We start from the raw sequence: 26,702 nt of genomic DNA, 5'->3' as shown, positions 1-26,702 counted from the left end.
ATGGACGAACAGTGGGGATACGTCGGGGCTAAATCGCGCCAGCGCTGGCTGTTTTACGCGTATGACAGGCTCCGGAAGACGGTTGTTGCGCACGTATTCGGTGAACGCACTCTGGCCACACTGGAGCGTCTTCTAAGCCTGCTGTCGGCCTTTGAGGTCGTGGTATGGATGACGGATGGCTGGCCGCTGTATGAATCCCGCCTGAAGGGAAAGCTGCACGTAATCAGCAAGCGTTACACTCAGCGAATTGAGCGGCATAACCTGAATCTGAGACAACATCTGGCAAGGCTGGGACGGAAGTCACTGTCGTTCTCAAAATCGGTGGAGCTGCATGACAAGGTCATCGGGCATTATCTGAACATAAAACACTATCAGTAAGTTGGAGTCATTACCGAAACATTCAATAACTATTAGTTAAATCATTACCGCCACATACCTACACTGAGACACAGATTATTTTACTTTGTAATTCTTCGTACTATATCCAAGGCCATTTTATTACCTTCAGAATACGCTAAAACCTTATATGAACAATCCAAAGCCAGTTCATACTCCTTTACTTTTTCATATAACAATGATAATGAAATCAATGCTCGAATATGACGTTCATCAGACCTAATACACTCTTTGTAATGATACTCAGCCTTTTTAATATCGCCATTCATCTCTGATAGCATGGCAATATGAAAATGTGCACGAGCCAGATCAGGATTTAGATTTATAGCTAATTCTTGGTGTAAAAGTGCTTCTTTTTCTTTTTTCAGCATGAGTAATGCAAGTCCAAGTTTATGCTGCGTCAGAGCATGGTCTGGTATGATAGTTATTGCTTTTTCTAATTTTTTAATTGCCTCTTTAGCATTATTATCAAGCATCATTAAATGACCAAAATATAATAGAGCGCCATGCTCTTTAAATTGACTGACATTAGATGCAGATTCAACCTCAAACTTTCCATAGGATTCATAATTTTTAATTGCTTTTGTTAAATCAATTTTCTTTCCTAAATACGTCGAAACCGCATGCGGGGAATTTCTTACAGAAATTAGATCAATATTTTTAATTCCATGAACAAGATGGGCTTGATAAATATCATTGATATCATCGTCACCATAAACCTGAACTATATCCAATTCAGATGAGGATACTAAACATCTTATATCAGCATAATATGGATTACGTGGTTTTTTAGATAGCTTGCCACTTCTTGCTTCCTTTATATACAGATGAAACTCACCACCAAAAGAAAGGCATCGAAATTGTATCCATGGCATCTTCATTTTAAGAATAGCACCATATAACATGGCACCATACCCCCCCCATTGAGGGGCCTATCAATATTACCTCTTCTGCTTTAAGCATATTTAAAATATTGAATAAAAAATCAATGCTTTTGTTAACATCACCTACACCAGGAATTCCATGAACATACCACCCATTATGTTCATCATTAATAAAAATCTTGGAGGCATCCATTCTATTGATTATTTTCCAAAACATAAATGCCCCTCTCGGTATATCTACCGATGAAAAAGCAATATAAACCATTTTTGACTTGTGATTGGGAATTATTTCTAAATATGGGTTTTTATTTAATTCAGAGCAAATAAACTCAATCATTCCGATGCACCATACAAATATATATTAACCCAATAAAATATACTTATTTTTGACAATAAACAATTCATATTATCTAAAGTTTATTATATAAAAAAGAATAACAGCATCCATGCCAAGAATTTATTTCTAACAACTAAAAAAAATAATCATGATATATATAATTCGGATACATATGCGCCCCCTTAATATTCATGATAAATATAATTTACCAATACTCTTGACTATCGTCTTTTTGGAATCATAAAAAAAAGCTCAGGATTTTTGATGAATTTTTCTCTTTTCCTTTTGGCTAATGTTTTTACTAATAAAGAATATATTATTTTTTGCTTTGTTGTTTTAGTATTACTTTCATATTTATCAGCCTTTTGGCCATTTTTTTGATTTTCCTGTTCATTAACTAGATTATTTCTTAAGACTTTTCTACCTGTTTCCCAGACGCAAGTAGAATTGATGTTTTTGATGTCAGGTAAAATTGTTTTATGCTGAGTTCCACCATAAGCATCTTCAAAAACCATCCCTGAAAATATCTTTGCATCTCTTGGGTGAGGATTGGAAAAAAATATATTTAATGCACGAAGTGTTTTATTTGGTTCTATATCAAGGTGTTTAAAATGCTCACCTAATATGGTTACCACTTCTGAAATATAATTTACCGCACCTTTTTGTATATGTTCAACAATTGTTTTTCGTGTATTTTCTACCGGAGTACTCTCCATAAACACAGGAACGAGCGTACCACTTAAGTCCTTTGTCATACGGATAAATGTTGTATCAGAACAACTAAATAATGTTTCATAAAGGGGTACATATCGGCAGAAAGGATGATATGTATCATGCCTGTCAATAAATTCAGCGAGATATGATTTTATAGCTAATAAATTATTCACAACTCGATCAATCGCAGGCCTGAAAGTTATTAAGTAGTAACCACCGATTTTTTTGCTATTGGAAGATAATTGATATAATGATTGTTGCATTGTTCCCGCATAGCCAATATCAACGATAGAAATTTCTCCCTTATCGAACACCTTCATTTCATTAAGATATTCTAAATAACAACACCTTTCTTTCTCTGCAATAGATAACACCTCATCCTTCACATCTAATAACAGTTCTTGTAGTTTATCAACATCATTCGACGTTAATTTTGACTGTTTATCAAACCCATGTTTTTCTAATACTTCATCTGCGATAGTATCAATTTGTAAACCGAACCTGTTGAAAAGTAAATGTGAGAGACTAACATTATTCGCATAATCAACATTTGCCAAATCAATTATATCGTTATAAGTTTTTACCTTTGCAAGATTTATAGCTCTTCTTGAACATAGGAGATAATAAGATTCTGGAGCATTATGATAAAGCTTAGCTACAATATCATAAGCTTGTTTCATTATCTTTCCATCTCTTGATAGGAAATATAGCCTTTCGACTTTATCCTTTATTGCTGATTCTACCAACCATTTTGCATAACCTAATAAAAGTGGTCCCAGGCCATAATAGCCCAGCTTTAATGGAGATCCACCAAAGATAGTTCCTTTTCGGAATGGGAGATAAGGGTTGTCATGCAGATTATTGCCTGCTATTGACAATAGTATTTTCCAATCCAAGGAGTGTTTATTCTCATCTCTGCTCCAGAGCATTTGATAGTCTGAACATGTTGTAAACTCTTCATATGCTTTCTTTAAATGAAACGGTTTAATATTCCTTGATTTTGCTTTTTTCACATCAGCTTCGACATTATCGCCAATATGTAATATAGTTTGCGGCTCTATGCCTAAATCATTAATTACATAGTCAAAAAGTTCACCACTATGTTTTTTTACTCGATGTTCAGAGGATACATATAAATTATCATATTCTTCATAGCCATTTTTATGCAGAATTTTGGATAAGAAACTTTTCCCAAGATATATATCAGAAATAAAAATTATCTTCTTTCCTGCTTGTTTAGCCTCAAGATATGCTCTATATCCACTTTTTCTTGGATAAAGTAGATCATATTCAGTTTGCATTTCAAGTTGCATTATATTTTCCTGAACTTGAGCACTTATATTTAAAGCACCTCCTAAAACCTTATAAATTTCCTCAATCGTTATTTCACCAACCCCTGCCTTAATTGCATTTTCAAATGCAATTTTCTCAGCATTTTTTCGCTCTTTTTTGAAATTTAAATGAGGAATTTTTGTAAGTAACCTAACTTGAGGTTCTATAAAATCATATAAATCAGTAGGATGCCTAAAGGGCCTCATAAGCAGGGTATCAAAAATATCAAAAGATATTATTGAGTAACGCTGTATTTGTGCTGAAAGCTCTTTACAAAAATAATCATCTTGGGGATGATATTTTTTATGTATGGGACAAGAGAGTCAAGGCATGCTTTTTCTCGCTTTCTTTTGGCAAGCTCATTAGAAATATTATCGCACCATGAATGCGTATATTTACTTGTGATTGCATTTATTAGCCATTGTGGATATTCGTCACTAGATAAAAAGTCCTGAGGTACATTCTTATATTTCATTTCACCAATTAAATTACTATCATTAAAGTAAGCAATCGATGTGTAGATTTGCTCTATAAACTCATCAAAATTATCTGTGGTGGCGAAGTTTTGAATATGGCTAGTGCCTAAAGTTAATAGCGGTTTGCCCCAATATCTGGCCTGATATCCCAAGGAAGATGATATAGAAATTACACCATCTACTTCACGAACTAAATATTGAGAAACACAAGGAATCAGGTCAAACTCCTCAATATACTTAAAGTTAGGAAATCTATTACGTAAATACTTAATATTCTCATGGCTCAAAACGGCACTTTTTATATCCCTAGAAATATAGTTGGTTACAATTAATGCTATATCACCAGGTAAAAGTTTCAAACAACATATCAATGCATCAAACTGAGTTTTCCCATCGCCCAGAACCGATGAAACCATGAAATAATTATCAATTTGCAATGAAAATAATACTATTTTAGAATATTTTTTCCTTATATCCTCTATCTTCTTTTTAGTTGGGCTTATGGAGGAAAAAAAAGAATTCTCTTTTTCTCTTAATTTTTCAAAATCTGATAACTCACCATCATCAATAATATAATCTACCGGTTTTGTTTTTCTTTCCAGCAATCTATCATCAAATGATACCAAATTTGCAAATGGAGGTCTTGAGAATACCCCAGGCATTTGATAGATACATTTTGCCTCTGGAAATAACTCTTCTAAGTAATAGGCTGGAGTTTCCCAAACTATAATTACATCTGGTTTATAAGAAAGGTCCCCAATAGAATTCAACAATATTTTTTTATATTCAATAGTTCCCCATCGAAATAATTCCTAGATTGATGGCGCAGCGATCGAGGAAAATACCCTTCTCCATTCATCCATTCGATAGAATCAATTACGGCAATTGTTCCAATTTGTTCTACTTTATTATCTACAATACATTTTTGTGCAACCGAGTCACTCAATAATGTAACTACATCATGCCCCATTCTTCTTAATGTTTTAATTTGAGGAAGAAGAGAGTTTCTTAAAGTAGCATATCTGAAGAGAGGATTATTCAACTCTATAGAAGGCTCTAGAAAGAATAAAAAATTCATTTATATTTTCCTATTGAGATAAATTGGAAAGTTAGATTTTATATCTTTCTTGATAAATACTTTCTTGAAAAGTAATTTTTTCATACGGTTGATAGTGTAATGAAATCTAATATTCAGCACACAAACCAAGAAATTTAAAAAATATTATCGCTATGATTTTTAATCATGTAACATGAATCATTTAGTGTTAACATTCACAGGCTGGATTATTATTCAAACAGGCTATTCAGGCATATATCCTATAATACTCTTCTATTCCCTCCTGAACATCCTCATAAAAACCAACCGCATTATCGTCTTTAAACACAATCGCCACATCACAAAACTCTTTCAATGAGTTCAAACTATGTGAAACCATTAAAAAACTAGATTCTTTATGCCTTTCTTTAAACAATTGAGCGCATTTTTCTTTAAACCTGGCATCACCGACTGCGGTTACTTCATCGACGATATAATAATCAAACTTAAATGCCATGCTTAAACCAAAGCCTAAACGCGATCGCATACCAGATGAGTAAGTTTTAATCGGCATATCGAAGTACTTACCGAGTTCGGCAAATTCTTCGACAAACTCAATTTTCTCTTTCAGCTCTTCTTGCTTCGCGTATAACCGCGCAACAAATTTTACGTTTTCGCGTCCGGTTAAACTTCCCTGAAATCCACCTGCAAGGCCGACTGGCCATGATATCGTTTTATTGGTGATGATCTTTCCACTGTCGGGGCGGTCAATGCCGCCAATCATTCTCAGTAACGTTGATTTACCCGCACCATTACGACCAATAAAGGCAACACTTTTTCCTGAAGGAATTTCGAGGTTTAAATCCTTAAACACATAGTGTCGCCCCGTTGGCGTGCGATATGACTTCGTCAAATTCTCAATCTTAATCATGATGTCAGCATTGCCTCTTCACGCGTTCGGTATAACGCCAGACCGATGAACAGGGTGACCAGAGTGAACATTGCCAGGTAGTTCAGACTCACGCCTTCGCTGATATAGCCAGGCATAACTGCCTCGCGGCTTAACTCCACGACATGCACTAATGGGTTCCAGAGTAGATATGACCAGTATTGCTTTGGAATCGAGTGTAGAGGGAACATGATGCAGGAGATGAAATACAGCGGCTTAAGCAGTATCGGCAGAACCTTTTGCATTTCGGGGAAAGTTTTACCAACGACCATGAATATTAAGCCGACGCCACATGAAAGAATGATCAGCAGGCTCCAGGTAGCCACAAGTTGTAAAAAATTTGTTATCTCGAAATATTCGCCTGCCATCCAGACAATGAGCATAAGCAGAATATAAACAGCAACGTAAATCAGTGTCTCAAGCAGTGCGCGTGCAATGATCGTATCGATGGGTTTTACTGGTCGATAATTAAACAGCCCCTGATTCGCTTCAATAGCACCTACAGAACGATTGCTGATACTGCTAAAGATAAAAAAGGGAATCAGGCCATTAAGTAAAAACACCGGGAATGAGATGTCTGGCATCGTGCGGTGCATAATGTAACCAAAAATGCCCAACAGTATCAGCAAATGCGCAGAGGGTTCGAGAATCGCCCACAGATATCCCAGACGGAACTTACCAAAGCGTGTTCGTATTTCTCGTAGAAATAATGCCTCTACGGTGACTTTCTGGACTTCAAATCCACTTCTTGCCATTTGGTGATGTGATCCTATTCTCTTCAGGTATGCTACCGCCCCTGGCTTAACAGCTACCAATACACTGGAGGTAATACTTGTTTGTAACTGGATAAAATTCACTCAGCCGGTTTGACCTTTTTAATAGCCGAAAACAATTTCATCAGAAATTATTTCCGCAGGGATAAATAGATCTATTTCCGTCTCGTTTCTTCTAATCCATTCTTCAGGCATGAATGTATTCGGTCTTCTGGTAATTTCAGAAAACTGGCCATTTCAGAATGTTGAGTTAATTTCTCAGGAAATTATTTCTACCTCTTTTTGCTTAACCAACATGGCTTGAAAAAGACGTAAAGCAGCATGCGCTCTGGATTACTCCGGAACACACTTATTCAAAATGGGCTGCTAATTTCGCAAGAAATTATTTTTTACTATTACTGTTAACTACTTGATTATAATACCACCTATGAATTTTATGCGTAACAACACCTGCAATCTGCCTCAAACCAGAACGCATGTGATTGATCACCAACAAATTGTTTAGCGAGAAACTATTCCCCTATTTAAAATTCACTCATGTACTTCTTATTTATATCTACAGCACCCTCTTCACAGCCATATTTGTGATTTATATCACATTTAAATGGTGTTATTTAAGTCGCATCAATAATCCCGGAAGTAATTATTTTCGTCGATTAAAATATACATCTTGATTATTTTGTGTATCTATTTTAACCAGCGTTACAGCCAGCATTATCCCTCGGTAGATATACCTGAGCAGACTTTTCCTAAAATCGACGAATAGTTTCTTGGGAAATTATTATACTATTTGAAATTCCCTCTCTGATTATCTCCAGGAATTTTACTAATTTCCAGGCTACACAAAATACAGATCACACAAGAATTATCCTATATGTTTTGACCTATCAATTGCTACCTAATGATTCATTGCATCTATTAATAATCATGATGTATTGCCACACGTAAGCATATTTATAGGACGCAGGGCTGTTTCAGGAGAGAACTCGTATCTGTCGTTTTGCAGAACATTCAGTGATGGCGGAAGTGGGATATTTCTTATTGCAAAAATATTTAACTCGGTGAGTGGATAAGAAGATTATACACTCACCTTTCGGACTGAATTTCACAGGTAAGGAATTTACTGGAACACTTATCCTCTTATCAACTCCAGCCGCTGCACATTCACCATCCCAGGCTTCTCAGCAGCACTGACATCAATTTGTGTCACCCGCAGCGCATATTTTTCATCCAGTGCGTTTAACCATATCAGAAGGTCATTAAACACCACAGGTTCTATCCAGACCTGAATATTCTCCCCACGCTCGGCTATCCGCTTGATGACCACCGAGTGCGCGGAAGCACTGTCACTGATGACCCGCGATACCTGCGCAGGCGTTGTTGTGGCAGATTTTCGCGCTGCAATAATATCCGGCGCGGCGCTCTTCAGTCGGGTGTTCATTGCCACCAGCTGCTGCAACATCGTCTCCTGTTGTTCTATCCGTTCGCTCAACGGCTGCCAGATGAGGACGTAATATCCGGCGCTAAACAGGAACACCGCCGCTGCCAGTAACATGCCTTTTTCACGCGGAGAACGCCCCGCCAGGTGTTGTGTCAGCCAGTGTTCGCCACGGCTTAACTGGCGTTCACGCCATTGCTGAAAATAGTGAATAAATTTATCGCGTAACATGTTATTTCCTCCGCAACGTTACGCCGCCGGAAACCGCATCACCCTCTTTCTGTAACGCGTCCTGTTGCACAACATAATCTGCCGCCAGTGCGCTACGCAGTTTGTCGAAGCTGGCAAAGTTTGCAGCCCGTAGCTGAAGGTGAAGCGTCTGGCGTTTTTGATCAAAGGTGAAACCACGCATTTCGATGTCGGTAAGTGACGCTGATTTCAGGGTACTGGCGATCGCTGACAATTCTGCGAGCAGCCGGGTATCGTCGGCCTGCGGGCGATATTTTTTCAGCGCCATCGTCACCTGGGAACGCAAATTCACAATCCGCTTCTGCTCCGGGAACAGTGTTAAGAACTTTTTTTCCGCCTGGGTGCGGCTTTGCGCCACCTGTTCGCTGACGCTCCATAACGTCACGCCCCGTTCCACTACCAGCGCAACCAGAATCAGCAATATCGGCAGAATCATCACCCGCCAGCGCGCCCACTGTTTTCGGTAGCTGACACGAGGCTGCCACGGCCCTGTTAGCAGGTTCCCTTCCGGTTCGCCATAAGTGGTAATGGCTGGCAGAGCCGTAACGGTCAGGCGTTCGGCGTCCGCACCAGCCCATGCAGATAGTTCTTCCGGTGCAATGCCGACCACGGTTAGCGAAAGCGGTAAATTCTGCTCATTGAGCTGTGCACGGAACATGACCGGAGCCAGCGCCCGCCCGGCGCTCCATCCCCGGCATTCATCGATGCGGCAGATAACCCGTTGCGCATCGCCAGCCATAAACCCACAAGGAATGGACATCCAGTCTGGCGCGACGGTAGCGCGGGTGATGCCGTTTGCCTGCAACCATTGCGCAATGTTGCGCATATGCTGCTGGTGAATCACAGCTACGGTTGCCAGTTGCTGGTCGATTTTCAACGGGGCGAAATGCAGTTCATCGATATCCTGGTTCAGCTCTTCTTCCAGCAAGGCGGGCAGAATCGTCGGTATCTGCTTACGGGGCACATCAGGCAGTTCAACCTGCCAGACGCTGATCCATTCGCCGGGAATATAGAGTCGAATCGCATCAGTTTGCAGCCATTGCTGGAGACATTCATCAGCAACGTCAGGCCAGATGCCGCACTCCACGTCGGGTGTACGGCGCTGCCAGCGGATGGGATCAGCGGCGCAAAGCGGGAAAAAAATCTCAAGCATGGAACTCACTCACTTTCTCCTGTCTGATGCCAGAGAACAGAAAAGTGTTGTGGGCCCATGCGGACAATTAACGAATTCATCGTCAGTTCAATCTCATTCACGGTGATATCTGAACGCAGCCAGAAGTAATTGCTGTCCACGCTCAGGACGGTTTTTAGCTGTTTTTTAGTACGCTCATCGACGTCTGCAAGTAGCGGCTGAGCAAGAAACTGATCGACATCTTCCCAGCCCTTCGCCGGACGTTGTTGTAATAACGCCCGCGCCTGTACAGGGCTTAACCACGGGTCAAACAGCGCCTCAAGAATCACACTTTGCGCGACGTCCAGGGTATTGATGTTGATTTGCTGGCGGGCCATCGGCAGCGCACAGACCAACGGTTTCAGTTTTTGATAAAGCCCGGCGTCCATTCCCTGCACCACGCGCATCTCGCTGATATCCGCCAGCGGTTGATTAGCGGCGTAGAACGGCACCGAGCGGGCGAGATACTCGCTGTCTTCACGACCCAGACGCGTCTGCACGCTGCGGTCTTCGTCAATAAACTCCCACAGGCTTTCGGCTATCAGTTCGGCCCGATAAGCAGGTACATCAAGGCGCGAGATCAGGGCAATCAGTTGTTGTACCGCGAGCGGACGCGACGCCGTCGTCGGCTGAGCGAGGGCATTCAGGTTAAAGCAGGCCTGTGCGTCACGCAGAGTGACGGCGATTTGCCCCTGCGGCAGTGGGAAAAAACGAGGGCCGGAAGCCCACGGCTGCGCCAGATGCACGCGCTTTTCATTTTTCAGGCTCAGACTGAGTGCGCTCAACGCCAGGCTTTCTGCACTGGCGCTGTACCACAGCGCCTGCTGGTATTCCTGCTGGCTGCGCGTTCGCCCAAGTTGTTGCTGCATCCGCCCGGAAAGCGTGATGGTCACCAGCATCATAACCGCCAGCAATACCAGCACCACGACCAGTGCCATTCCGCGTTTTGGTGGTAAGGTGATCATGATAATTGCGGCCCGCGTAACAACCAGATGCGTTCAATTTCGCCCCATTGCGGCGAATGCAGGGTTATGCGCACTGCCACAGGGATCGCCTGTACTGACGACCAGCTCTCCTGCCAGCGCGTGCCGTCGTAGAACTGCAAGCGGAGCGAATCCGCCGGAATCAACTTTTGCATTGTCGGCTTCACGCTGCCTGCGGCATCGGTCAGCGGCCAGGCTAACCGTTCGAGATAACCGTCATGAATGCGGTAACCGACGGTGAGCAGATTGCTGCGTGGCAGACGCATCAACGGGTTAACCACACCGCCGCGCACAAAACGCATTCCTCCACTCTCAGACGCCAGAACGCCAGCGCCCGCCAGTAACGCTGGTTCACGCTGGCCCTGATCGCCTCTTACCGGACGCGGCATCATTTGTGTCAGATCGTGGGTCAGAAAACTCATTGTTTGCTGCATGAGGTTTAGTTTTTGATCGTGTCCGGCGACGGCGCTATTCACGCGTGTGACGCCGTTAGTCACCTGCTGCGCCATCAGTGCCAGCGAGGCAAAAATGGCAATTGCCACCAGCATTTCCAGTAACGTGAAACCAGCGCAAGTCCTTCTCACTGTTGGCCTCCCACGGCGCTAAACCAGGCGCGTCGTGACTGAATCACCGACGAAAAGTCTTCGTGACGGCTGACTTCAATATCCACTGCCTGGAGCAGCGCGTTGCCTGTACTCAGCGGTGTGGTTCGCCAGTACCAGCGGCTTCCTGCCATATCACTCTCGCCCTGGTGCCTGACCGCTCGTTGTTCACGGGTCATCAGGTAAAGCAGCGCGGTCTGGTTTTCAGCTACCCAGCCCGCTACCGTTTTCTCCTCAAGAATCTGCTGATTACTCAGCGCACCGCTGGCAATCTGTAACACCGCCATGGCGGCCAACGCAAAAATCGCCAGCGCGAGCATCACTTCCAGCAAGGTAAATCCGCGCTTCATGGCATCCTCTCATCACATTGATTGAGGGATAACACGCCATTGTGCGCCAGCTTTACCGCCCAACATGCGTTTTGCGCCGCCGAGTAGAAGCGCAGCGTAAACGGCGTGGCGGGTTCAAAAGGCGAAAAACGGATCTGTGGCGTCTTCTTTTTCGCCTCTTTTTGCAACTCCAGTTCAATATCGTGCAGCGTCAGGCGACGACGTTGCAGCTCCAGCGCATACTCCTTCTGCCAGATATCACTGCCGGGTTGTAACAGCATCTGCACCTGTTTCGGCACCGTAACCTGTGCCGATAACCGGGTCGCAGAAACAGGCAACCACTGCCCGTGACGACGCTGCATAAACTGATAGCCTGGCGGGTCGATTAACACACCGAGTGTCTGCCCTTCGATCACTGCCCTGTCCTTAAACTGCGCAAAGCGAGTCAGAAAATCCTGCGCTGCTTTTTTCGCAGGCGGTTCAGAATCGGTCGCAAAAGTCTGCACCACGCCCGCACTGGCAAGGCCGATAAGGAAAATCACCAGCATGATTTCCAGAAGAGTGAATCCGCGTTCAGGCACTGATTACTGAAACTCCTGCAAATTCCAGTTACCGATATCTGCGCCAGCGCCTTCCCCATTTTCCTGACCATCCGCCCCCAGGGTGTAAACATCAAACAGTCCTTTTTCACCCGGGCTGAGATACTGATAATCATTGCCCCACGGATCTTTTGGCAGTCGTTTAATGTACCCACCGGTACGGTAGTTACGGGAATCCGCCATATTGGCCGGTTGCTGGATCAGCGCCTCAAGCCCCTGTTCTGTGGTCGGATAACGCCCGTTATCCAGTCGGTACATATCCAGCGCATTCTCCAGCGCCACGATATCGCTGATGGCTTTTTGCCGATCCGCTTTCTCTTTATTGCCCAACAGGTTAGGCACCACCAGACTTGCCAGGACGCCAAGAATAACAATCACCACCATCACTTCCAGCAGGGTAAAACCTGCCCGTGGTTTTTGTGTGCGGGATAACGAATTCATGTGATAACTCCGTAAATTACATTCCAACCATATTGTTCAGTTGTAGCATCGGCTCGAGGATGGCGATGACGATAAACAGCACCACGCCCGCCATCATCACCACCAGAGCAGGCTCAAACAGCCCTAACGCCAGCCCCACCCGGGTATCAAATTCCCGTTCCTGGTTGACTGCGGCCTGTTCAAGCATGGTTTCCAGTTCACCGCTCTGTTCGCCGGAGGCGATCATGTACAGCATCATCGGCGGGAACAGGCGCAACTCCGCCAGCGCGGCGCGCAAGCTGCTTCCTTCGCGGACGCGATCTGCCGCCAGCAGCAGTTGTTGCTCGACATAACGATTTGCCGACACGGCGGCGGCGGTCTGAATGCCTTCCAGCAGCGGAACACTGCTGGCGGTGAGGATGCTTAATGTGCGGGAAAAACGCGCCGTATTCAGCCCGCGCGCAACACGCCCCGTCACGGGCAAACGCAGCAAGGTTTTATCCCAGCGCAGGCGCATCGCAGGATTTTTGAGTAGCCGTTGCCCCAGCACCAGAAGCCCCAGAAAACCCGCCAGCCAGTACACGCCGCTGGCCTGTAACGCGTCGCTCATGGCGATAAGCGCGCGGGTGGAGGCGGGTAGCGCGTGTCCGAGATGATCAAACTGTTCGATAATTTTCGGCACTACTGCCGTCAGCAAAATAGTGACCACGCCCGTTGCCACCACCAGCAATACCAGCGGGTAGAGCATGGCCTGCAACAGGCGTGATTTCAGGCGCTGCCGCTGTTCGGTGTAATCCGCCAGGCGATTGAGCACCACGTCGAGATGCCCGGATTTTTCTCCGGCGGCTACCATCGAACAAAACAGGGAATCAAAGATGCGGGGATGTTCGCGCAGGCTGTCCGACAGGGTATAACCTTCCTGAATCCGGCTGCGCAGCGCCATTCCGAGACTTTTTACATGCAGTTTTTCACTTTGCTCACTGACCGCCTGTAAGCAGGTTTCCAGCGGCATTGCTGCCTGCACCAGCGTTGCCAGTTGGCGCGTGAACAGCGCCAAATCTGCCGCCGCCACGCGACGATGTGCGTGTCGCCGACGCTGCAACATTCCCCCTGCCGAAGCATTCATCCGTGCTTCAATGTGCACGGGGATAAGCTCTTTACCGCGCAACAACTGGCGGGCATGACGCGCGGAATCCGCCTCAATCATGCCTTTGGTTTTGCGACCATTACGCTCCAGCGCCTGATAGTAAAACAGTGCCATTACGCCTCCATCGTGACCCGCAGCACTTCATCGAGAGAGGTTTCTCCGGCGAGCACTTTCTCAATGCCGTTGCTGCGGATACCCGCAGAGTGTTGCCGGACATAACGTTCCAGCTCCAGCTCCCCGGCCTGACGGTGGATCAAATCACGCAATGTGGCATCCACCACGATCAGCTCATGGATGGCAGTACGTCCGCGAAAACCTTTGTGATTACAGGCGGGGCAGCCCTGCGGATGGTACAGCGTGACGGTGCGCGCGTCGGTAATCCCCAGCAGGCGTTTTTCTTCATCAGTGGCAGGCGCGGGCTGGCGGCAGTCGGTGCACAGCGTGCGGACCAGCCGCTGCGCCATCACGCCCGTCAGGCTGGAAGAGAGCAGGAAAGGCTCGACGCCCATATCCTGCAAACGCGTGATCGCCCCCACCGCCGTGTTGGTATGCAGCGTCGAAAGCACCAGGTGTCCGGTAAGTGAAGCCTGGACGGCGATTTCTGCGGTTTCGGTATCGCGGATTTCACCGACCATCACCACATCCGGGTCCTGACGCAAAATCGCGCGCAGGCCACGGGCGAAGGTCATGCCGACGCGGGTGTTGACCTGCGTCTGACCGATCCCTTCAATCATGTATTCGATGGGGTCTTCAACCGTGAGAATGTTACGCGAATGGTTGTTCAGCTCCTGCAATCCGGCGTACAGCGTGGTGCTTTTGCCTGAACCCGTCGGCCCCGTCACCAGAAAGATGCCGTGCGGTTTGTGTAACAGCTGGCGCAACTGCACGGTCAGTTGCTGACTCAACCCCAGACGTTCCAGCGTCAGGCGGGCCTGGTTTTTGTCCAGCAGTCGCAGCACCACGCGCTCGCCCCAGGCAGAAGGCATGGTGGAGACACGCACGTCAATCGCCCGACCGCCCAGCAGCAGCGCAATACGTCCATCCTGCGGCACGCGCTTTTCGGCAATGTCCAGCCGCGCCATCACCTTGATACGCGACACCAGCAGCGAGGCTAGTTTGCGCCCGGGACGCAGCATTTCATGTAGCGTTCCGTCTACACGAAAACGGATCACCAGACTCTTTTCAAACGTCTCAATGTGGATATCCGAAGCGCCTTCTTTAATTGCCTCTGCCAGCATGGCGTTGATCAGTTTGATGATCGGCGCATCGTCGTCACTTTCCAGCAAATCTTCCGTTTCTGGCAGCTCTTCTGCGAGGGTAAAGAAGTCCTCGGCGGAACCGAGATCTTCCATCAACTGGCGAGCTTCGGAAGAGTCCCGCTGCCAGACCGCATTCAGCCGCTGTTCAAATTCGGCCTCGTCGATTTGCCGCAGCGTAAAGGGCGCGTTCAGCCCCCGTTGCAGCTCCTGCAAAACAGAGAGCGACAACGGATGAACATGGAGGATCTCCAGCGACGCTTCGCACCATGCCACCAGGCTAAACCGGCGGCTGAAACTGTAGGGCAGACGCACGGTGTTAGCGGAGGTTTCCTGTGCTACAGGCACCATTAACGCGTTCTCCCGGCATTGAGGAACGCGCGAACTTCCGGCGGTAAGGCCTGGTTTTGCGCTGGTAGTACCGGCTGCGCAGTGTTCGGCATCAGGCTTAAGCCTTGCTCATCGCGATAGATCTGCTCGGCGCGCATATAGTTATATTTGCGCTGCGAAACGCCGTCTGCCGCCATACCGTCACGCAGAATGGTCGGGCGGATAAACACCATCAGGTTACGTTTTTCTTTTTTATCCGCCGTCGATTTAAACAGGTTACCAATCAACGGGATATCGCCCAGCAGCGGCACTTTCGCCACGCTTTCTCCTGCCTGGTCGTCCATCAGACCGCCAAGCACGATCAGTTCACCATCGTTAGCCAGCACGGTGGTCTTCAGTTTGCGCTCACCAAACACCACGTCGAGGCTGGTCTGTCCTTCCACCTTCGACACTTCCTGCTCAATCACCATCTGTACCGCGTTACCTTCGTTAATCTGCGGCGTAACTTTCAACATGATGCCGACTTTTTTCCTTTCTACCGTGTTGAAAGGATTGCTGTTATTGGAGCCAACGGTAGAGCCGGTTAATACCGGAACGTCCTGGCCCACCATGAAGAAGGCTTCCTGGTTGTCCAGCGTGGTGATGCTCGGCGTGGAGAGCACGTTCGAGCTGGAGTCGTTTTTGACCGCCTGTACCAGTGCCATCCAGTCGCCTTTCACCACGCCAACCGCCGTACCGCTAAAGCCAGAAAGAAGCTGAGCAAGCGTGGAGAGATCGCCGTTAGTATCCGGATTTATGGTGGTAGCGCCGTTTTCACTGATCACCGTCGAGCCTTTCTGCGGTTTTGCCTGAGAAATCGCTGCGCCCAGCGTACCGATAGGGATCTGCGTACCGTTAGCAAACTGCATTAATCCGGCATCTTTCGACGCCCACTGCACGCCGAAGTTGATATTGCTGCCTTCAGCAACTTCCACGATCAACGCCTCGACATGCACCTGAGCACGGCGAATATCCAGTTGTTCAATCACGCTTTGCAGCGACTGCATGATGTCCTGCGGCGCGGTAACAATCAGGGCATTACTGTGTTTGCTGGCGGCGATGGAGACAACCTCACGCCCGCTACCGACCGTGCCTTCCGCCTCTTCTTTAGCCGCCGTGAGCGTGCCGCTGACCTGCTTCAGTACATCGACCAGATCTTCGGCTTTGCTGTATTTGAGATAGAAAACCTGGCTGTTGCCGCTGCGCTCCATTTCTGAGTCCAGGCGACGGATCAGACGGCGCATTTTGTCCCGCGTGGCGGGGTCACCACTGACAATCACACTGTTGGTGCGTTCATCGGCGACAATTTGAGATTTCAGCGTTGCTGGCTGGTTCTCGCCGCTGTTTTTGGTCAGGCTTTCCAGCACGCGGGCGATTTCCGAAGCCGAGGCGTTATCCAGCGGGATCACCTCTTCAGTGCGATTACCCGCGTGATCCACGCGCTGGATCACTTCTGTCAACCGCTCCACGACGGAGGCGCGTCCGGTGAGCATAATTACGTTGGAGGGATCGTAATTAACAACGTTGCCTGAGCCTGCGCTGTCGATCATCTGGCGCAAAATCGGTGCCAGTTCGCGGACCGACACATTACGTACCGGCACTACTTTGGTGACCATTTCATCGCCCGCGTAGTTGTCGCTGCCTTCACCGACCAACGGCAGTGGCTCGACTTTCGCGGCGCTGGATTTCACCACCTTCAGCACGTCGTTTTCCATCGGTACGACGGCATACCCCTGTGCTTCCAGCAGGTTAAGGAATAGCTGGTAATACTGGCGTTCATTGAGCGGAGTCATGGTACGAATACTCACTTTCCCCTGTACGCCCGGCCCCATAATGATGGTTTTATTAAGGTTAGCGCCGACGGTTTCGATGAACGATTTCAGGTCGGTATCTTTAAAATTAGCGGTGAAAGTGGCTTCTTCCGCCCAGACCGGTGAACTGCATAATGCCGCTGCCAACACCAGCGGCAGTAAACGCTTTTTTGTTTTGAGGCCAGTTGTCTTCTTACGCCAGACCGACAACGTAATATCACGCCAAAACACGATGAATGATTCTCCTGGATTAAATGCGGTTAGCGCAGCGCGATGGAAATGTCGTAGCGCGCACCCTTGCGTAAAACCGTAAGTTGAATGGAATCCATTGAAGGTAACTGCCGCATCAGAGCAATCATTGCTCGTGGATCAGTGAAATCCTGCTGATTTAGCGCAATGGCGATATCGCCTTCCTTAAAACCGCTGGCATCGAACAGAGAACGATCTGCCCCCGGCTTCACTGCATAACCGACAATCCCCTCCTTACGCACAGGCGTAAGCTGGATATAGTTAAAAATTTTCTGCGGATCTTTCGCCAGTGCCTGACGCACAGCAGTCGGGATCTCAACTGGCGCACTGGCAGCAGGCTCAGCAACAGCTTGCTTTGCTTCGTCACTGATGGCTTTTTTGTTGGTCACGGCTACGGTGGAACGCTCCTCTTCTGCCAGGCTCAGGCGCTCTATTTTTCCCTGATAGCGCAGCATCACATGGTCGCGATTGATTTCCTCAATCACTGCGTTGTGCGAGCCAAGCGTTTCACCCTGCAAATAGACCTGCTGTTTACCGCCTTCTTCAATAACCGCGCCGGGTCTGGCACCAAAGGCGATCCCGCGCAGCACCACATTAAGACGTGTTTCTGCCACAGGCGCAGGTTCAGGTTGTTTTACCGGCACGGCGACAGGCTGATATTTGCCAAACCAGTTTTGCTGGCTGATTAATTGCACGTCATTTTTATCGAACGTTTTTGCATCTGCACGGGGCGGTTTATTCGCCGATGGGGAAACCGCCGTATATTCCGCAGAAAAGGAGAAATAGCGCCAGAGTGAATGCGCCACTTTTGCAGAAATAATAAGCAGCATCAGCCAGAACATCGCGCGTACAATTTTTCGCAGATGCTCTTTGTCTGTATTAAGAGATTGTCTCTGGTTAAGAGTGTGACGAATTTTTGTCAGCCATTGAATGAGATAAATTCGTGCGTCACGAAAAACAACCCGCGCCAATTTATATCTACCCGACGTTATGCTTTGACTATTCCACAGGTGGTACGATCCAGTTTCCGCTGATACTGGTTACCTGTACGTGTATCATTAATCGTTATGCTGTAATTAATTCCCTCGGTAATCATTAATTTCACCGTCGGGTCAGCGCACATTTGTCGTTGATAGCTGGTTAAAAAGGCATCAGGCGTCTGCGTGGTCTGAGCACCCGCTTCGCTGATAATGGTCATTTTTACCGTCGTGCCGCTACTTTGCGCCAGCACTAAGGTATATCCCGCAGATTTAATCGGCAGGTTTTGGCTGATATTTTGCGCCTGTTTTTTCGCCAGTAAACTGGCATTTTCATTATGGCTGGCACAGCCACTTAATAATCCTGTAACGCTCAACAATAGCGATATTAATACCCTCCCTGGCATTTGTTTTATCGACATGGTAAATAATCTCTAAGGTTATTAATAAGAGTAAAAATGTCACTTCGATAATGACGTGGTTATCATTAAAACAATGCCTGTAGATAAAGTGTTGCTATACCGCCCAGACTTAAACACGGTCCAAAAGGCAGTGTGGTTGATCCTCTTTTTGTAATAACGGCATATATCAGGCCGCAGCATGAGGCGATTAAAGCAACATTGGGCAGCGACAACGCCCCCACCCAACTACCTAACGCAGCGAACAATAATACATCGCCCATGCCTAATGCTTCTTTACGCAGAACTATTCCGGCTATCCAGCGCAGGGAGTAAAAAGTGATAAATCCCACCAGTACGCCGGTAACTGCGTCTTGTAGCGTGAGCGGACTCTGCTGGACCCATGCCGCAATCAGCCCGGTCCACAATACGCCCTGAGTAAAAACATCGGGCAGCCATTGGTTATCGAGGTCAATGATGCTCGCGGCAATCAGCCAGGCGGATAATATCATCACCGCCAGCCCCCATCCACTTTCTGGCCACACCAGACTCGCCAGCAAAAAAGCGAGTGCCGTCAATAACTCCACCAGCGGATAACGCTTGCTGATTTTCGCCTGACAGTCGCGGCAGCGCCCTTTGAGCATCAGCCAGGAGAGCAGCGGTATATTGTCACGTATCCGGATGGTCTGCTGGCAATGCGGACAGTGCGAGCGTGGCAGCGCCAGGCTTATTTTTGACTGCGTACTCGGCATTTCACCGTGAAACTCCGCCATTTGTTGGCGCAGCATGATGGGGTAACGCCAAATCACCACATTCAAAAAACTGCCGATAATCAATCCTCCGACGGTTGCCAGTATGGGCATCGCCGCGGGGTATTGCTGAAAAACATCAAAAAACATGGTTAAAGGTTATTTGTTGTAACTTGCCGGATGCGGGCCTGCAGGTGTATGCCATACGGCTTTCCTCCAGGCCCGATAAGCTGGCGCATCGGGCATATGTGTTGACCCGATGCGCCTTATTTCATGCCGGATGCGGCGCGAGCGCCTTATCCGGGTTATTCAGCAGGCATCGAATATTCGGTAACCTTATTAATGGTTTCCGGCCCTTGCTTCGGTTTCGGCAGATCGAGTGACGCGAGCGTGTTGTAAGCCGACTGGCTCACACCGCCTTCGAAGCTCATCTCCGTCGCTCCCGGCAACTGGTAAGCATTCGCGCCCGGATTCCATTTCTTAAAGAACTCCGAAAGATCAGTCTGGGCGACCCAGGAGGCACACAGCATCAGCGTGTCGGCAGCGTTACCGTTAGATTCAGCACAGTAGTTCTTACTGCCGAACTTGTTATTGCCAACCTCATCGCCGCGCGCTTTACGGTGCATCAACTGGAACAGGTTCCAGCCTTTCATCCCTTCACGCTCGCTGTAGAACTCTGGCAGAGAGCCTTCTGGATACCACTGTTTGATATCAAAGTTTTTCTCTGCCCATTCCTTCAGCTGCGCGTACATCAGCAGACGGTCACCCGCACCGCCGCGCGCCCATGCCTGACCGTTGCTCTCGTCCAGATATTCCGGTGCGACGGTAATATCGTCAGCGACACGGTTCATCTTACCGAGATAGCGATCCTGCATGTACAGCGCCAGCACGTTGTTCGCCACTTCAGTTGCACCCGGTACGTTCAGCGGTGTTTCTGCAGCGTTATGACCGACTTCGTGCCAAATCAGCCAGTCGTTCAGCGGCGTCGTCGGCAGCGTGGTGCTGTTCGTCGAGAAGCTGCTGTTCATTACCGGATAACCCGAGTGCGCATCACCGATGGAGATCTGCACATCGTTAGTGAAACGATGCTTGTGGCCCGTCAAGTTTTTATAGGTAAACATCCGGTGCTTACCGTTTTCATCATTACGACCGTAGAAATCATTCATAGAGCTGGCAAAGGTATCCAGATCTTTAGCGAATTGCTCCAGTCCGCCCGTGTAATTGCTGGCATTCAGGTTCTTCTTCGGTGTGGTATAGACGAACGACGCAGACTCCAGTTCGCCCAGCGGGGCAGGAGAGTTCAGATCGTTTTTCCATGCGCCGTCTTTATAGAACGGTGCTTTTACCACGCCAGTAAAGGTGAAGCTGGCAGATTCATTGGTAGAGCTATTGCCTTTGATATAAATCAGGCCACCGTAAGGAACCGTAAACTTCACCTTACCATTGGCTTTCAGCTCATAGGTTTTCGTCACTTTTGGCGGACGGTTCAGCGCGACTTCATGCTTCTCGCGTCCGGTCAGATCGTCGGCCAGCGCCACGGTGACAGTCACAGGAACTGATGCAGTAGACTCAATGGTGACCTCTTTTTGAGCCGGAGCCCACAGACCAGTAGACTGCATGTTACCCGCAAACCATTTGGTCGGATTCGAGTACAGGCTGATGCTTTCAGTAACCTCCTGCCCCTCTTCCGATACTGCTCCCGGATACTTCTCGACATCAACTTTGATGTTCAGATCCCACCAGGAACGACCCAGCATCAGGCGCGTCAGCGGTTTTTCCATATAGTTGAGCGGATAGCTCGGGTTCATCATGCCCGCTTTGCTGCCTTCACCGTAGATCATCTTGTTATCGATCAGCGATTGTTTCAGCTCTGCGGAGCACAGCGTACCTTTGGTGTAAGCATCGTTGGCGTAGCAGTTCAGGAACTCGGTGAACGTTTTAAAGCCCAGCTCGTCATCCTTGCTGCTGTCATAGCTATATTCAATTTCATTCCACAGCCAGACCGACATGTTCTGGTACAGACGTTCCAGATCGACGCTGCTCAGACGCTCACCTTTGCGACCATTGGTCCGGAAGTAGAGCTCATGCTGATAAAGACGCTGAATATTGGTGCCTAAATCCGCAGCCTGCACCATCGCTTTTGCCGTGTCGGCGTTAAGGCTTAGTTGCGTATACTGTGGAACATACATGCCACCAGTAACCGGAACCCCCGTGCCAGGACGGTATTCCAGACAGTTGACCTCGTAGTGATATGCCTGATTAGTACACTCTTTCAGCCCCGGGAACGCGGCGAAAATTTTCTCCTTCGCAGCCTTCAGAGAATCCTCTGTTTTATGATCGGCCTCATCAATAAAGGCATAACGCGTTTCCTGTTTGCCATCTACATCTTCCAGCCAGCTGGCAACTTCCAGCTTCGGTTTGTCATCAGGTTTGTTTTCTACCTGATATTTCCACTTAACTTCCCCTGTCTTACTATCGATGGTGTACGGCAGCGCACCGTCTACGGCAGGATAACGTTCATAGACCCAAATGCCCGTTGCGCGCTGCTGACGAACGCGGTTCGGATACCCTTGAGGATCGTTATTCACCACCGACTTGTTCAGTGCCATTGACAGACCTGCAGCATCCAACAGACGCACAAAACCAGACGCGCTCTCTTCCTTAAGATTGCTCATCACGTTTTCCATGATCAGCACCGAACCGCCTTTGTTCAGATAGGCGATCAGATCGGTCACATCCTGCTGGCTCAGCTTCGGTTTGCTGGTATCTGCACGCAGAGGCACTGCATAGGGATCGCCCCCCACCTGAGTCACATACTCAAAGCCGTTAAGGATCAGCAGCGGCATTTCCTGCGGATCGAGATCGCCATAGCTACTTAAATGCTCAACCGAGATACCCGCAAAATCCGGATGGAAGTCGAACGCAGCACTGTTTCCTGTAACCTGACCATGACGTTTGAAATAGACAGTATCCAGGTTGGTGCCTACGGTCATGCTGGCTTTCGCGTCCGGAGTCCATTTATCGTCGGACAGATAGCGCAGTACGTTCTGCATGAAGTGCTTCATGTCATCTGAATCACCGCTGAGCGTACACTGCCCGTCTTTATTAACGCCCCCGTTCCAGCTGTAACCGTTCGGACAACGCAAAATGCTGTTGTAGTGCGGGTTACCGATAACCATCAGTTTGCCCTCACCGACTTGCCCCAGCGAAATAAACGGCAGGTTAAAGGTGGCGGTATCGCGCGTAACGTTTTCCGGCTCAACAAGAGAAGGCGCTTCCGTAATGTACGCCAGCTCGTTTTTATCCCAGGCGCGTTTCTCGCCGAAGGCCAGCCAGTAGTTTTTATCATTACGCGCCATCAGAATCGGGAAGGCCGCGTTAGAGATATTCACCACCGCCTGACCGCGCGCATTACCGGTGCTGCCATAGAAGTTGGTGGAGTCATGGAATACATGGAACTTGCTGACAGATTTGTAACTTGTATCCACACCCCACAGCTTGTTGATAACGCCCTGAATCTGGCCGTCATTAACATTGCGCGTCGTCAGCGAGAACCAGCGAGCTTCGTTACAACCGTCGGTTTTCGCACAAATCGCGGTATCGATCTCTTTGGCTTGACCCGTCTTAAACTGCTCAATAAATTCGTTTGGCAGATTAACAACTTGCTCACCTTCATCCAGCGTCGCACCGTTGGATAACGAGAGATTGATAATCTCGTTGATCACGTTGGGATATTCGGCAAAGACCTTGCGTACATCGTCCGGCACAACACGGGTATTATTTTGCCCGGTCGTCGAATAGCGATGAATAAGCTGATCGATATTTGCCCCGCGAACTTCATCGCCCAGCTCCGTCAGCGCAATAGTCGACTTGTTACCACGCACAGAACCAAGCTCAAAAGTGTCGATGCCAAAGGAGATGGTTTCCCCCCAACTAAAGGAAAATTCCCCGTTTTCTCCGGTTACACCACGGCCGGAATTGGTGTAATAGTTGACGCCAACTACACCATCCCCCTGACTATCTACCAGTCGACCTTCGGAGAGAATGATTTCCGAAGGTTGATACTGATAAAACTGTTCCGCGTTAGCCGACACGAAGGAAGCGTTCAGATCCGGTTTTGTTCCCGGCGTGGTGACAGGCACGACCGGTGAAGTATGAGTGGATGGCGCTTTATCGGTCGCGGCATTGTTTTCCACCTCTTCATTGACCAGCTTTTTGAACTCTTCCGGTGCCAGATCGATTTGCTTATACAGCGAGTCGAAACGTTTACTCTCGATCACTGAGGAGAACGTCAGGCAAACCTGTTCTGTATTCGCCGGACAGCTGTTACTGGACGTTACCAGCGAAACCGCATTGCTTTTCTTGTCATCGGAAGCCGCCAGTTCTTGCGCGTCCTCAAGACTAAACGACACTTTTTCAACCGCACGCAGGCTACGCGCAGCTTCTGACTGGGTGTCGAAGGTAGCAATTGTCGTGTTGTTCCCTGCCACACAGGTGACTTTGTCGCCTGGCGTAAATGTAAAGCCATCGCTGGATTCACCATTACAGGTAGCACCAGTTACCCGCTGGCTTCCGCCCAGGGTCAGATAACCCGTTTTCGTAGGAACAGGTTCTGGCTCCGGTTCTGGCTCTGGATCAGGTGTCGGTTCCGGCGTAGGTTCTGGGTCCGGCGTTGGCTCAGGCGTCGGCTCCGGGTTTGGTGTTGGATCAGGTTTCACTTCCGGCAAAGACCCTGTTCCAGAATCTACAGGCGGCGTATCGGAGGAAGATCCGGAGCCACCGCCATCACAACCGGCTAACAGGGTTGCACTCAAAATAGCCGCTAAAAGCGATTTCTTATATTTAAATTTCTTATTCATTAATAACGCAAGTGACAAAACAATGTTAAAAAATTCGTAACTGGGAGAAATAGTTTTATGCTTTATCTTCTCTAATAATTTCCTCCATTCTTAAAAAACTGCATTATTGATAACGAAACAGGTGAAATTTATAAGAATATCCCCTATTCGATGTCAGACGGGGTATTTATAAAAAGATTCAACAAACAAAAAAGTAACAATTATTCACAATGTAACTATCCCAAGTTGTTGATAGTTTTAACGATTGCGATTGCAAAAGCAACAGATAGCACGGTGTTTGCTCATCAAGCGAACATAATTAGTACAAACTTGTTTTGCGTGATAAAAAAATAGATATTCTCACGTTCTTAATTATTTAGCAGGTTATCTGAACGCAAAACATTATTGCTGCATGGATAATAAAGAGGGAAATAATTTTCAATTAATAAGACAGAATAATGTAAATGTAGCCGGATGATATTAACGATCATCCGGCATTATTGACTTACGAAACTAACATCCCGGTAAACACATACGCCTGCAACAGCGTGATAATGCCGATAACGCTGGCAAAAATCAGACTGTGCTTCACGGTGTAGCGGAACAGTTCAGATTCTCGGCCCACCATGCCCGTCGCGGCGCAGGCCACGGCGATAGATTGCGGGGAGATCATCTTGCCAGTTACGCCGCCGCTGGTATTTGCTGCCACCAGCAGAGTGTCAGAGACGTTGATTTGCTGCGCCGTGGTCGATTGCAGTGAACCAAACAGGGCGTTAGAGGAGGTGTCCGAGCCGGTAAGGAATACGCCCAGCCAGCCGAGAAACGGTGAGAAAAACGGGAACATCACGCCTGTACCTGCCAGTACCAGCGCCAGCGTGGTGGACATACCGGAATAGTTGGTGACGAAGGCGAACGCCAGCACCATGCCAATCGACAATATCGGCCACTTCAGACTAATTAGCGTTTCGGCAAAGACGCCAATCCCTTTCTTGATGCCCACGCCGAGGATGAAGATAGAGATAATCGCCGCAATAAAAATAGCGGTGCCGCCAGCCGAGAGAGGGTCGAATTTAAACACCGCATCCATTGGCGTTGGTTGGGCGACAATGGGTGCCGCTTTCAACACTTGTTGATGCAAATGAGGGATCTGGAAATTAATCACCAGCGAATAAAACGCGCCGCCCGGAGCAAATAACGCTTTAAATGGCTTCATCGTCCAGATGGTGACCAGCACCGTTAAGATTAAAAACGGTGACCACGCACGAATGATTTGCCCCAGACTATATTCTGAAGGCACGGGACCGCCAGAAGATGGCTTATTCACCACCATCGCACCTGCGGATTGTCCCATGCTGATTGCCGTTTCGGTATTTTTCGGCCGCCAGACTTTAAGGAATAAAGCGAGTGAGACGATACTCACCAGCGCCGAAGTAATATCCGGCAGTTCCGGACCAATATAGTTAGAGGTAAAGAACTGAGTGACAGCGAAGCTTCCCCCAGCAACCAGCGCCGCTGGCCACGTCTCTTTCACCCCTTTCCAGCCGTCCATCATTGCTACCAGCCAGAACGGCACAAGAACCGACAGGAACGGTAACTGACGTCCCGCCATTGCGCCAATGTGGAACGGATCGATTCCCGTTACCTGACCGGCGACCAGAATCGGCACGCCCAACGCACCAAACGCCACCGGCGCAGTGTTGGCAATCAGACACAGCCCCGCCGCGTATAACGGTTTGAAGCCCAGGCCCACCAGCAGCGCACCGGTAATCGCCACCGGCGCACCAAAGCCAGCCGCCCCTTCCAGCAACGCGCCAAAGGAGAAACCAATCAGTAACACCTGCAAACGCTGATCGTCGGTGATGGAGATAACCGAGCTGCGGATAATATCGAACTGGCCGCTGGCAACGGTTAATTTATACAGGAATACCGCCGCGACAATAATCCACGCAATAGGCCATAAACCATAAATAAAGCCATAGCCCGCAGCAGCAAATGCCATATCAATCGGCATTTTAAAGGCGAATATCGCAATCAGGATAGATAATATAAGGGTTATTGCTCCGGCAACATGTCCTTTCAGACGTAATACCGCGAGTGCAACGAAGAAGAATATTATCGGGATCAGGGCGACCAGAGCGGATAGCCCCAGTCCTCCCATCGGCATATACATTTGGGTCCAGGTAACCATATTGTTCAGTCTCTTATTATCTTTATATGCTT

At 48.0% G+C, this 26,702-nt stretch carries 23 protein-coding genes; 1 reads left to right on the top strand and 22 read right to left on the bottom strand.

Annotated features, from left to right (window positions below; translation table 11 throughout):
* On the top strand, positions 1–378 hold a 378-nt coding region (locus tag ACJHX3_RS03920), incomplete at its 5' end, for an IS1 family transposase (protein WP_001513096.1).
* Positions 379–458: 80 nt separating this feature from the next.
* Here the strand turns inward: ACJHX3_RS03920 and ACJHX3_RS03915 are convergent.
* The 22 genes from ACJHX3_RS03915 to glcA form a co-directional block, all read right to left on the bottom strand.
* Positions 459–1,277 carry a tetratricopeptide repeat protein gene (locus ACJHX3_RS03915; RefSeq protein ID WP_094308610.1) on the bottom strand — a complete coding sequence of 273 codons (819 nt, stop codon included), beginning with the start codon at positions 1,275–1,277 and terminating at the stop codon, positions 459–461.
* Between the two features lies 1 nt (position 1,278).
* Entirely contained in the window at positions 1,279–1,617 is a 339-nt protein-coding gene (locus ACJHX3_RS03910) for a hypothetical protein (protein ID WP_094321861.1), read from the bottom strand.
* 221 nt (positions 1,618–1,838) lie between these two features.
* Positions 1,839–3,869: an HAD family hydrolase gene (locus ACJHX3_RS03905; protein WP_094321860.1), complete on the bottom strand. Its 2,031-nt coding sequence runs from the start codon at positions 3,867–3,869 to the stop codon at positions 1,839–1,841.
* Between the two features lie 29 nt (positions 3,870–3,898).
* Positions 3,899–4,909, bottom strand: coding sequence for a hypothetical protein (locus ACJHX3_RS03900; protein WP_094322971.1), 1,011 nt, complete (start codon positions 4,907–4,909; stop codon positions 3,899–3,901).
* Positions 4,906–5,217 carry a hypothetical protein gene (locus ACJHX3_RS03895; RefSeq protein ID WP_024008760.1) on the bottom strand — a complete coding sequence of 104 codons (312 nt, stop codon included), beginning with the start codon at positions 5,215–5,217 and terminating at the stop codon, positions 4,906–4,908. The genes ACJHX3_RS03900 and ACJHX3_RS03895 overlap by 4 nt, the downstream gene beginning before the upstream one ends.
* Positions 5,218–5,443: 226 nt before the next feature.
* Positions 5,444–6,106, bottom strand: a complete 663-nt coding sequence (locus ACJHX3_RS03890) for an ABC transporter ATP-binding protein (protein ID WP_021564637.1) — start codon at positions 6,104–6,106, stop codon at positions 5,444–5,446.
* Positions 6,103–6,879 (bottom strand): ABC transporter permease, encoded by a 777-nt coding sequence (locus ACJHX3_RS03885; RefSeq protein WP_000124290.1) that lies wholly within the window; start codon positions 6,877–6,879, stop codon positions 6,103–6,105. The genes ACJHX3_RS03890 and ACJHX3_RS03885 overlap by 4 nt, the downstream gene beginning before the upstream one ends.
* A gap of 1,150 nt (positions 6,880–8,029) precedes the next feature.
* On the bottom strand, positions 8,030–8,566 hold the full coding sequence (yghD, locus tag ACJHX3_RS03880; protein WP_085004933.1) for a GspM family type II secretion system protein YghD: 537 nt from the start codon (positions 8,564–8,566) through the stop codon (positions 8,030–8,032).
* Position 8,567: 1 nt separating this feature from the next.
* Positions 8,568–9,746, bottom strand: coding sequence for a type II secretion system protein GspL (gene gspL, locus ACJHX3_RS03875; protein WP_062875856.1), 1,179 nt, complete (start codon positions 9,744–9,746; stop codon positions 8,568–8,570).
* Positions 9,743–10,720 (bottom strand): type II secretion system minor pseudopilin GspK, encoded by a 978-nt coding sequence (gene gspK / locus ACJHX3_RS03870; RefSeq protein ID WP_062875857.1) that lies wholly within the window; start codon positions 10,718–10,720, stop codon positions 9,743–9,745. Before gspK ends, gspL begins: the two co-directional genes overlap by 4 nt.
* Positions 10,717–11,322: a type II secretion system minor pseudopilin GspJ gene (gspJ, locus tag ACJHX3_RS03865; protein WP_062875858.1), complete on the bottom strand. Its 606-nt coding sequence runs from the start codon at positions 11,320–11,322 to the stop codon at positions 10,717–10,719. Before gspJ ends, gspK begins: the two co-directional genes overlap by 4 nt.
* Positions 11,319–11,690 carry a type II secretion system minor pseudopilin GspI gene (gene gspI, locus ACJHX3_RS03860; RefSeq protein ID WP_000820092.1) on the bottom strand — a complete coding sequence of 124 codons (372 nt, stop codon included), beginning with the start codon at positions 11,688–11,690 and terminating at the stop codon, positions 11,319–11,321. The genes gspJ and gspI overlap by 4 nt, the downstream gene beginning before the upstream one ends.
* Positions 11,687–12,250: a type II secretion system minor pseudopilin GspH gene (gspH, locus tag ACJHX3_RS03855; RefSeq protein WP_062875859.1), complete on the bottom strand. Its 564-nt coding sequence runs from the start codon at positions 12,248–12,250 to the stop codon at positions 11,687–11,689. The genes gspI and gspH overlap by 4 nt, the downstream gene beginning before the upstream one ends.
* A gap of 3 nt (positions 12,251–12,253) precedes the next feature.
* A complete protein-coding gene (gene gspG, locus ACJHX3_RS03850) occupies positions 12,254–12,709 on the bottom strand; it encodes a type II secretion system major pseudopilin GspG (RefSeq protein WP_001087296.1) in 456 nt (151 codons plus the stop codon).
* A gap of 16 nt (positions 12,710–12,725) precedes the next feature.
* Positions 12,726–13,949 carry a type II secretion system inner membrane protein GspF gene (gspF, locus tag ACJHX3_RS03845; protein WP_001173433.1) on the bottom strand — a complete coding sequence of 408 codons (1,224 nt, stop codon included), beginning with the start codon at positions 13,947–13,949 and terminating at the stop codon, positions 12,726–12,728.
* A complete protein-coding gene (gene gspE / locus ACJHX3_RS03840) occupies positions 13,949–15,442 on the bottom strand; it encodes a type II secretion system ATPase GspE (RefSeq protein ID WP_000249317.1) in 1,494 nt (497 codons plus the stop codon). Before gspE ends, gspF begins: the two co-directional genes overlap by 1 nt.
* Positions 15,442–17,502, bottom strand: a complete 2,061-nt coding sequence (gene gspD, locus ACJHX3_RS03835) for a type II secretion system secretin GspD (protein WP_000498830.1) — start codon at positions 17,500–17,502, stop codon at positions 15,442–15,444. The genes gspE and gspD overlap by 1 nt, the downstream gene beginning before the upstream one ends.
* 29 nt (positions 17,503–17,531) lie before the next feature.
* Complete coding sequence (gene gspC / locus ACJHX3_RS03830; protein ID WP_000135091.1) at positions 17,532–18,491, bottom strand: type II secretion system protein GspC; 960 nt, start codon at positions 18,489–18,491, stop codon at positions 17,532–17,534.
* A 17-nt stretch (positions 18,492–18,508) separates the two neighbouring features.
* A complete protein-coding gene (gene gspS2 / locus ACJHX3_RS03825) occupies positions 18,509–18,919 on the bottom strand; it encodes a type II secretion system pilot lipoprotein GspS-beta (RefSeq protein WP_001309757.1) in 411 nt (136 codons plus the stop codon).
* 65 nt (positions 18,920–18,984) lie between these two features.
* Positions 18,985–19,794, bottom strand: coding sequence for a prepilin peptidase PppA (gene pppA, locus ACJHX3_RS03820; RefSeq protein ID WP_001377056.1), 810 nt, complete (start codon positions 19,792–19,794; stop codon positions 18,985–18,987).
* 155 nt (positions 19,795–19,949) lie between these two features.
* Positions 19,950–24,503 carry a lipoprotein metalloprotease SslE gene (gene sslE, locus ACJHX3_RS03815; RefSeq protein ID WP_001034476.1) on the bottom strand — a complete coding sequence of 1,518 codons (4,554 nt, stop codon included), beginning with the start codon at positions 24,501–24,503 and terminating at the stop codon, positions 19,950–19,952.
* 484 nt (positions 24,504–24,987) lie between these two features.
* Complete coding sequence (gene glcA / locus ACJHX3_RS03810; protein ID WP_000259302.1) at positions 24,988–26,670, bottom strand: glycolate permease GlcA; 1,683 nt, start codon at positions 26,668–26,670, stop codon at positions 24,988–24,990.
* Between the last annotated feature and the right edge of the window lie 32 nt (positions 26,671–26,702).

Source organism: Escherichia sp. WS1265, from assembly GCF_046487585.1.
GTDB classification, from domain to species: domain Bacteria; phylum Pseudomonadota; class Gammaproteobacteria; order Enterobacterales; family Enterobacteriaceae; genus Escherichia; species Escherichia coli.
Note: the sequence above shows the minus strand (reverse complement) of the source record. Positions and strands in the feature narration are given on the sequence as shown.

Coding starts and splice junctions, on each gene's coding strand:
- ACJHX3_RS03915 (WP_094308610.1), bottom strand. CDS start 1,277: ATGAAGATGCCATGGATACAATTTCGATGCCTTTCTTTTGGTGGTGAG.
- ACJHX3_RS03910 (WP_094321861.1), bottom strand. CDS start 1,617: ATGATTGAGTTTATTTGCTCTGAATTAAATAAAAACCCATATTTAGAA.
- ACJHX3_RS03905 (WP_094321860.1), bottom strand. CDS start 3,869: ATGAGGCCCTTTAGGCATCCTACTGATTTATATGATTTTATAGAACCT.
- ACJHX3_RS03895 (WP_024008760.1), bottom strand. CDS start 5,217: ATGAATTTTTTATTCTTTCTAGAGCCTTCTATAGAGTTGAATAATCCT.
- ACJHX3_RS03890 (WP_021564637.1), bottom strand. CDS start 6,106: ATGATTAAGATTGAGAATTTGACGAAGTCATATCGCACGCCAACGGGG.
- ACJHX3_RS03885 (WP_000124290.1), bottom strand. CDS start 6,879: ATGGCAAGAAGTGGATTTGAAGTCCAGAAAGTCACCGTAGAGGCATTA.
- yghD (WP_085004933.1), bottom strand. CDS start 8,566: ATGTTACGCGATAAATTTATTCACTATTTTCAGCAATGGCGTGAACGC.
- gspK (WP_062875857.1), bottom strand. CDS start 10,720: ATGATCACCTTACCACCAAAACGCGGAATGGCACTGGTCGTGGTGCTG.
- gspI (WP_000820092.1), bottom strand. CDS start 11,690: ATGAAGCGCGGATTTACCTTGCTGGAAGTGATGCTCGCGCTGGCGATT.
- gspG (WP_001087296.1), bottom strand. CDS start 12,709: ATGAATTCGTTATCCCGCACACAAAAACCACGGGCAGGTTTTACCCTG.
- gspF (WP_001173433.1), bottom strand. CDS start 13,949: ATGGCACTGTTTTACTATCAGGCGCTGGAGCGTAATGGTCGCAAAACC.
- gspE (WP_000249317.1), bottom strand. CDS start 15,442: ATGGTGCCTGTAGCACAGGAAACCTCCGCTAACACCGTGCGTCTGCCC.
- gspS2 (WP_001309757.1), bottom strand. CDS start 18,919: ATGTCGATAAAACAAATGCCAGGGAGGGTATTAATATCGCTATTGTTG.
- pppA (WP_001377056.1), bottom strand. CDS start 19,794: ATGTTTTTTGATGTTTTTCAGCAATACCCCGCGGCGATGCCCATACTG.
- sslE (WP_001034476.1), bottom strand. CDS start 24,503: ATGAATAAGAAATTTAAATATAAGAAATCGCTTTTAGCGGCTATTTTG.
- glcA (WP_000259302.1), bottom strand. CDS start 26,670: ATGGTTACCTGGACCCAAATGTATATGCCGATGGGAGGACTGGGGCTA.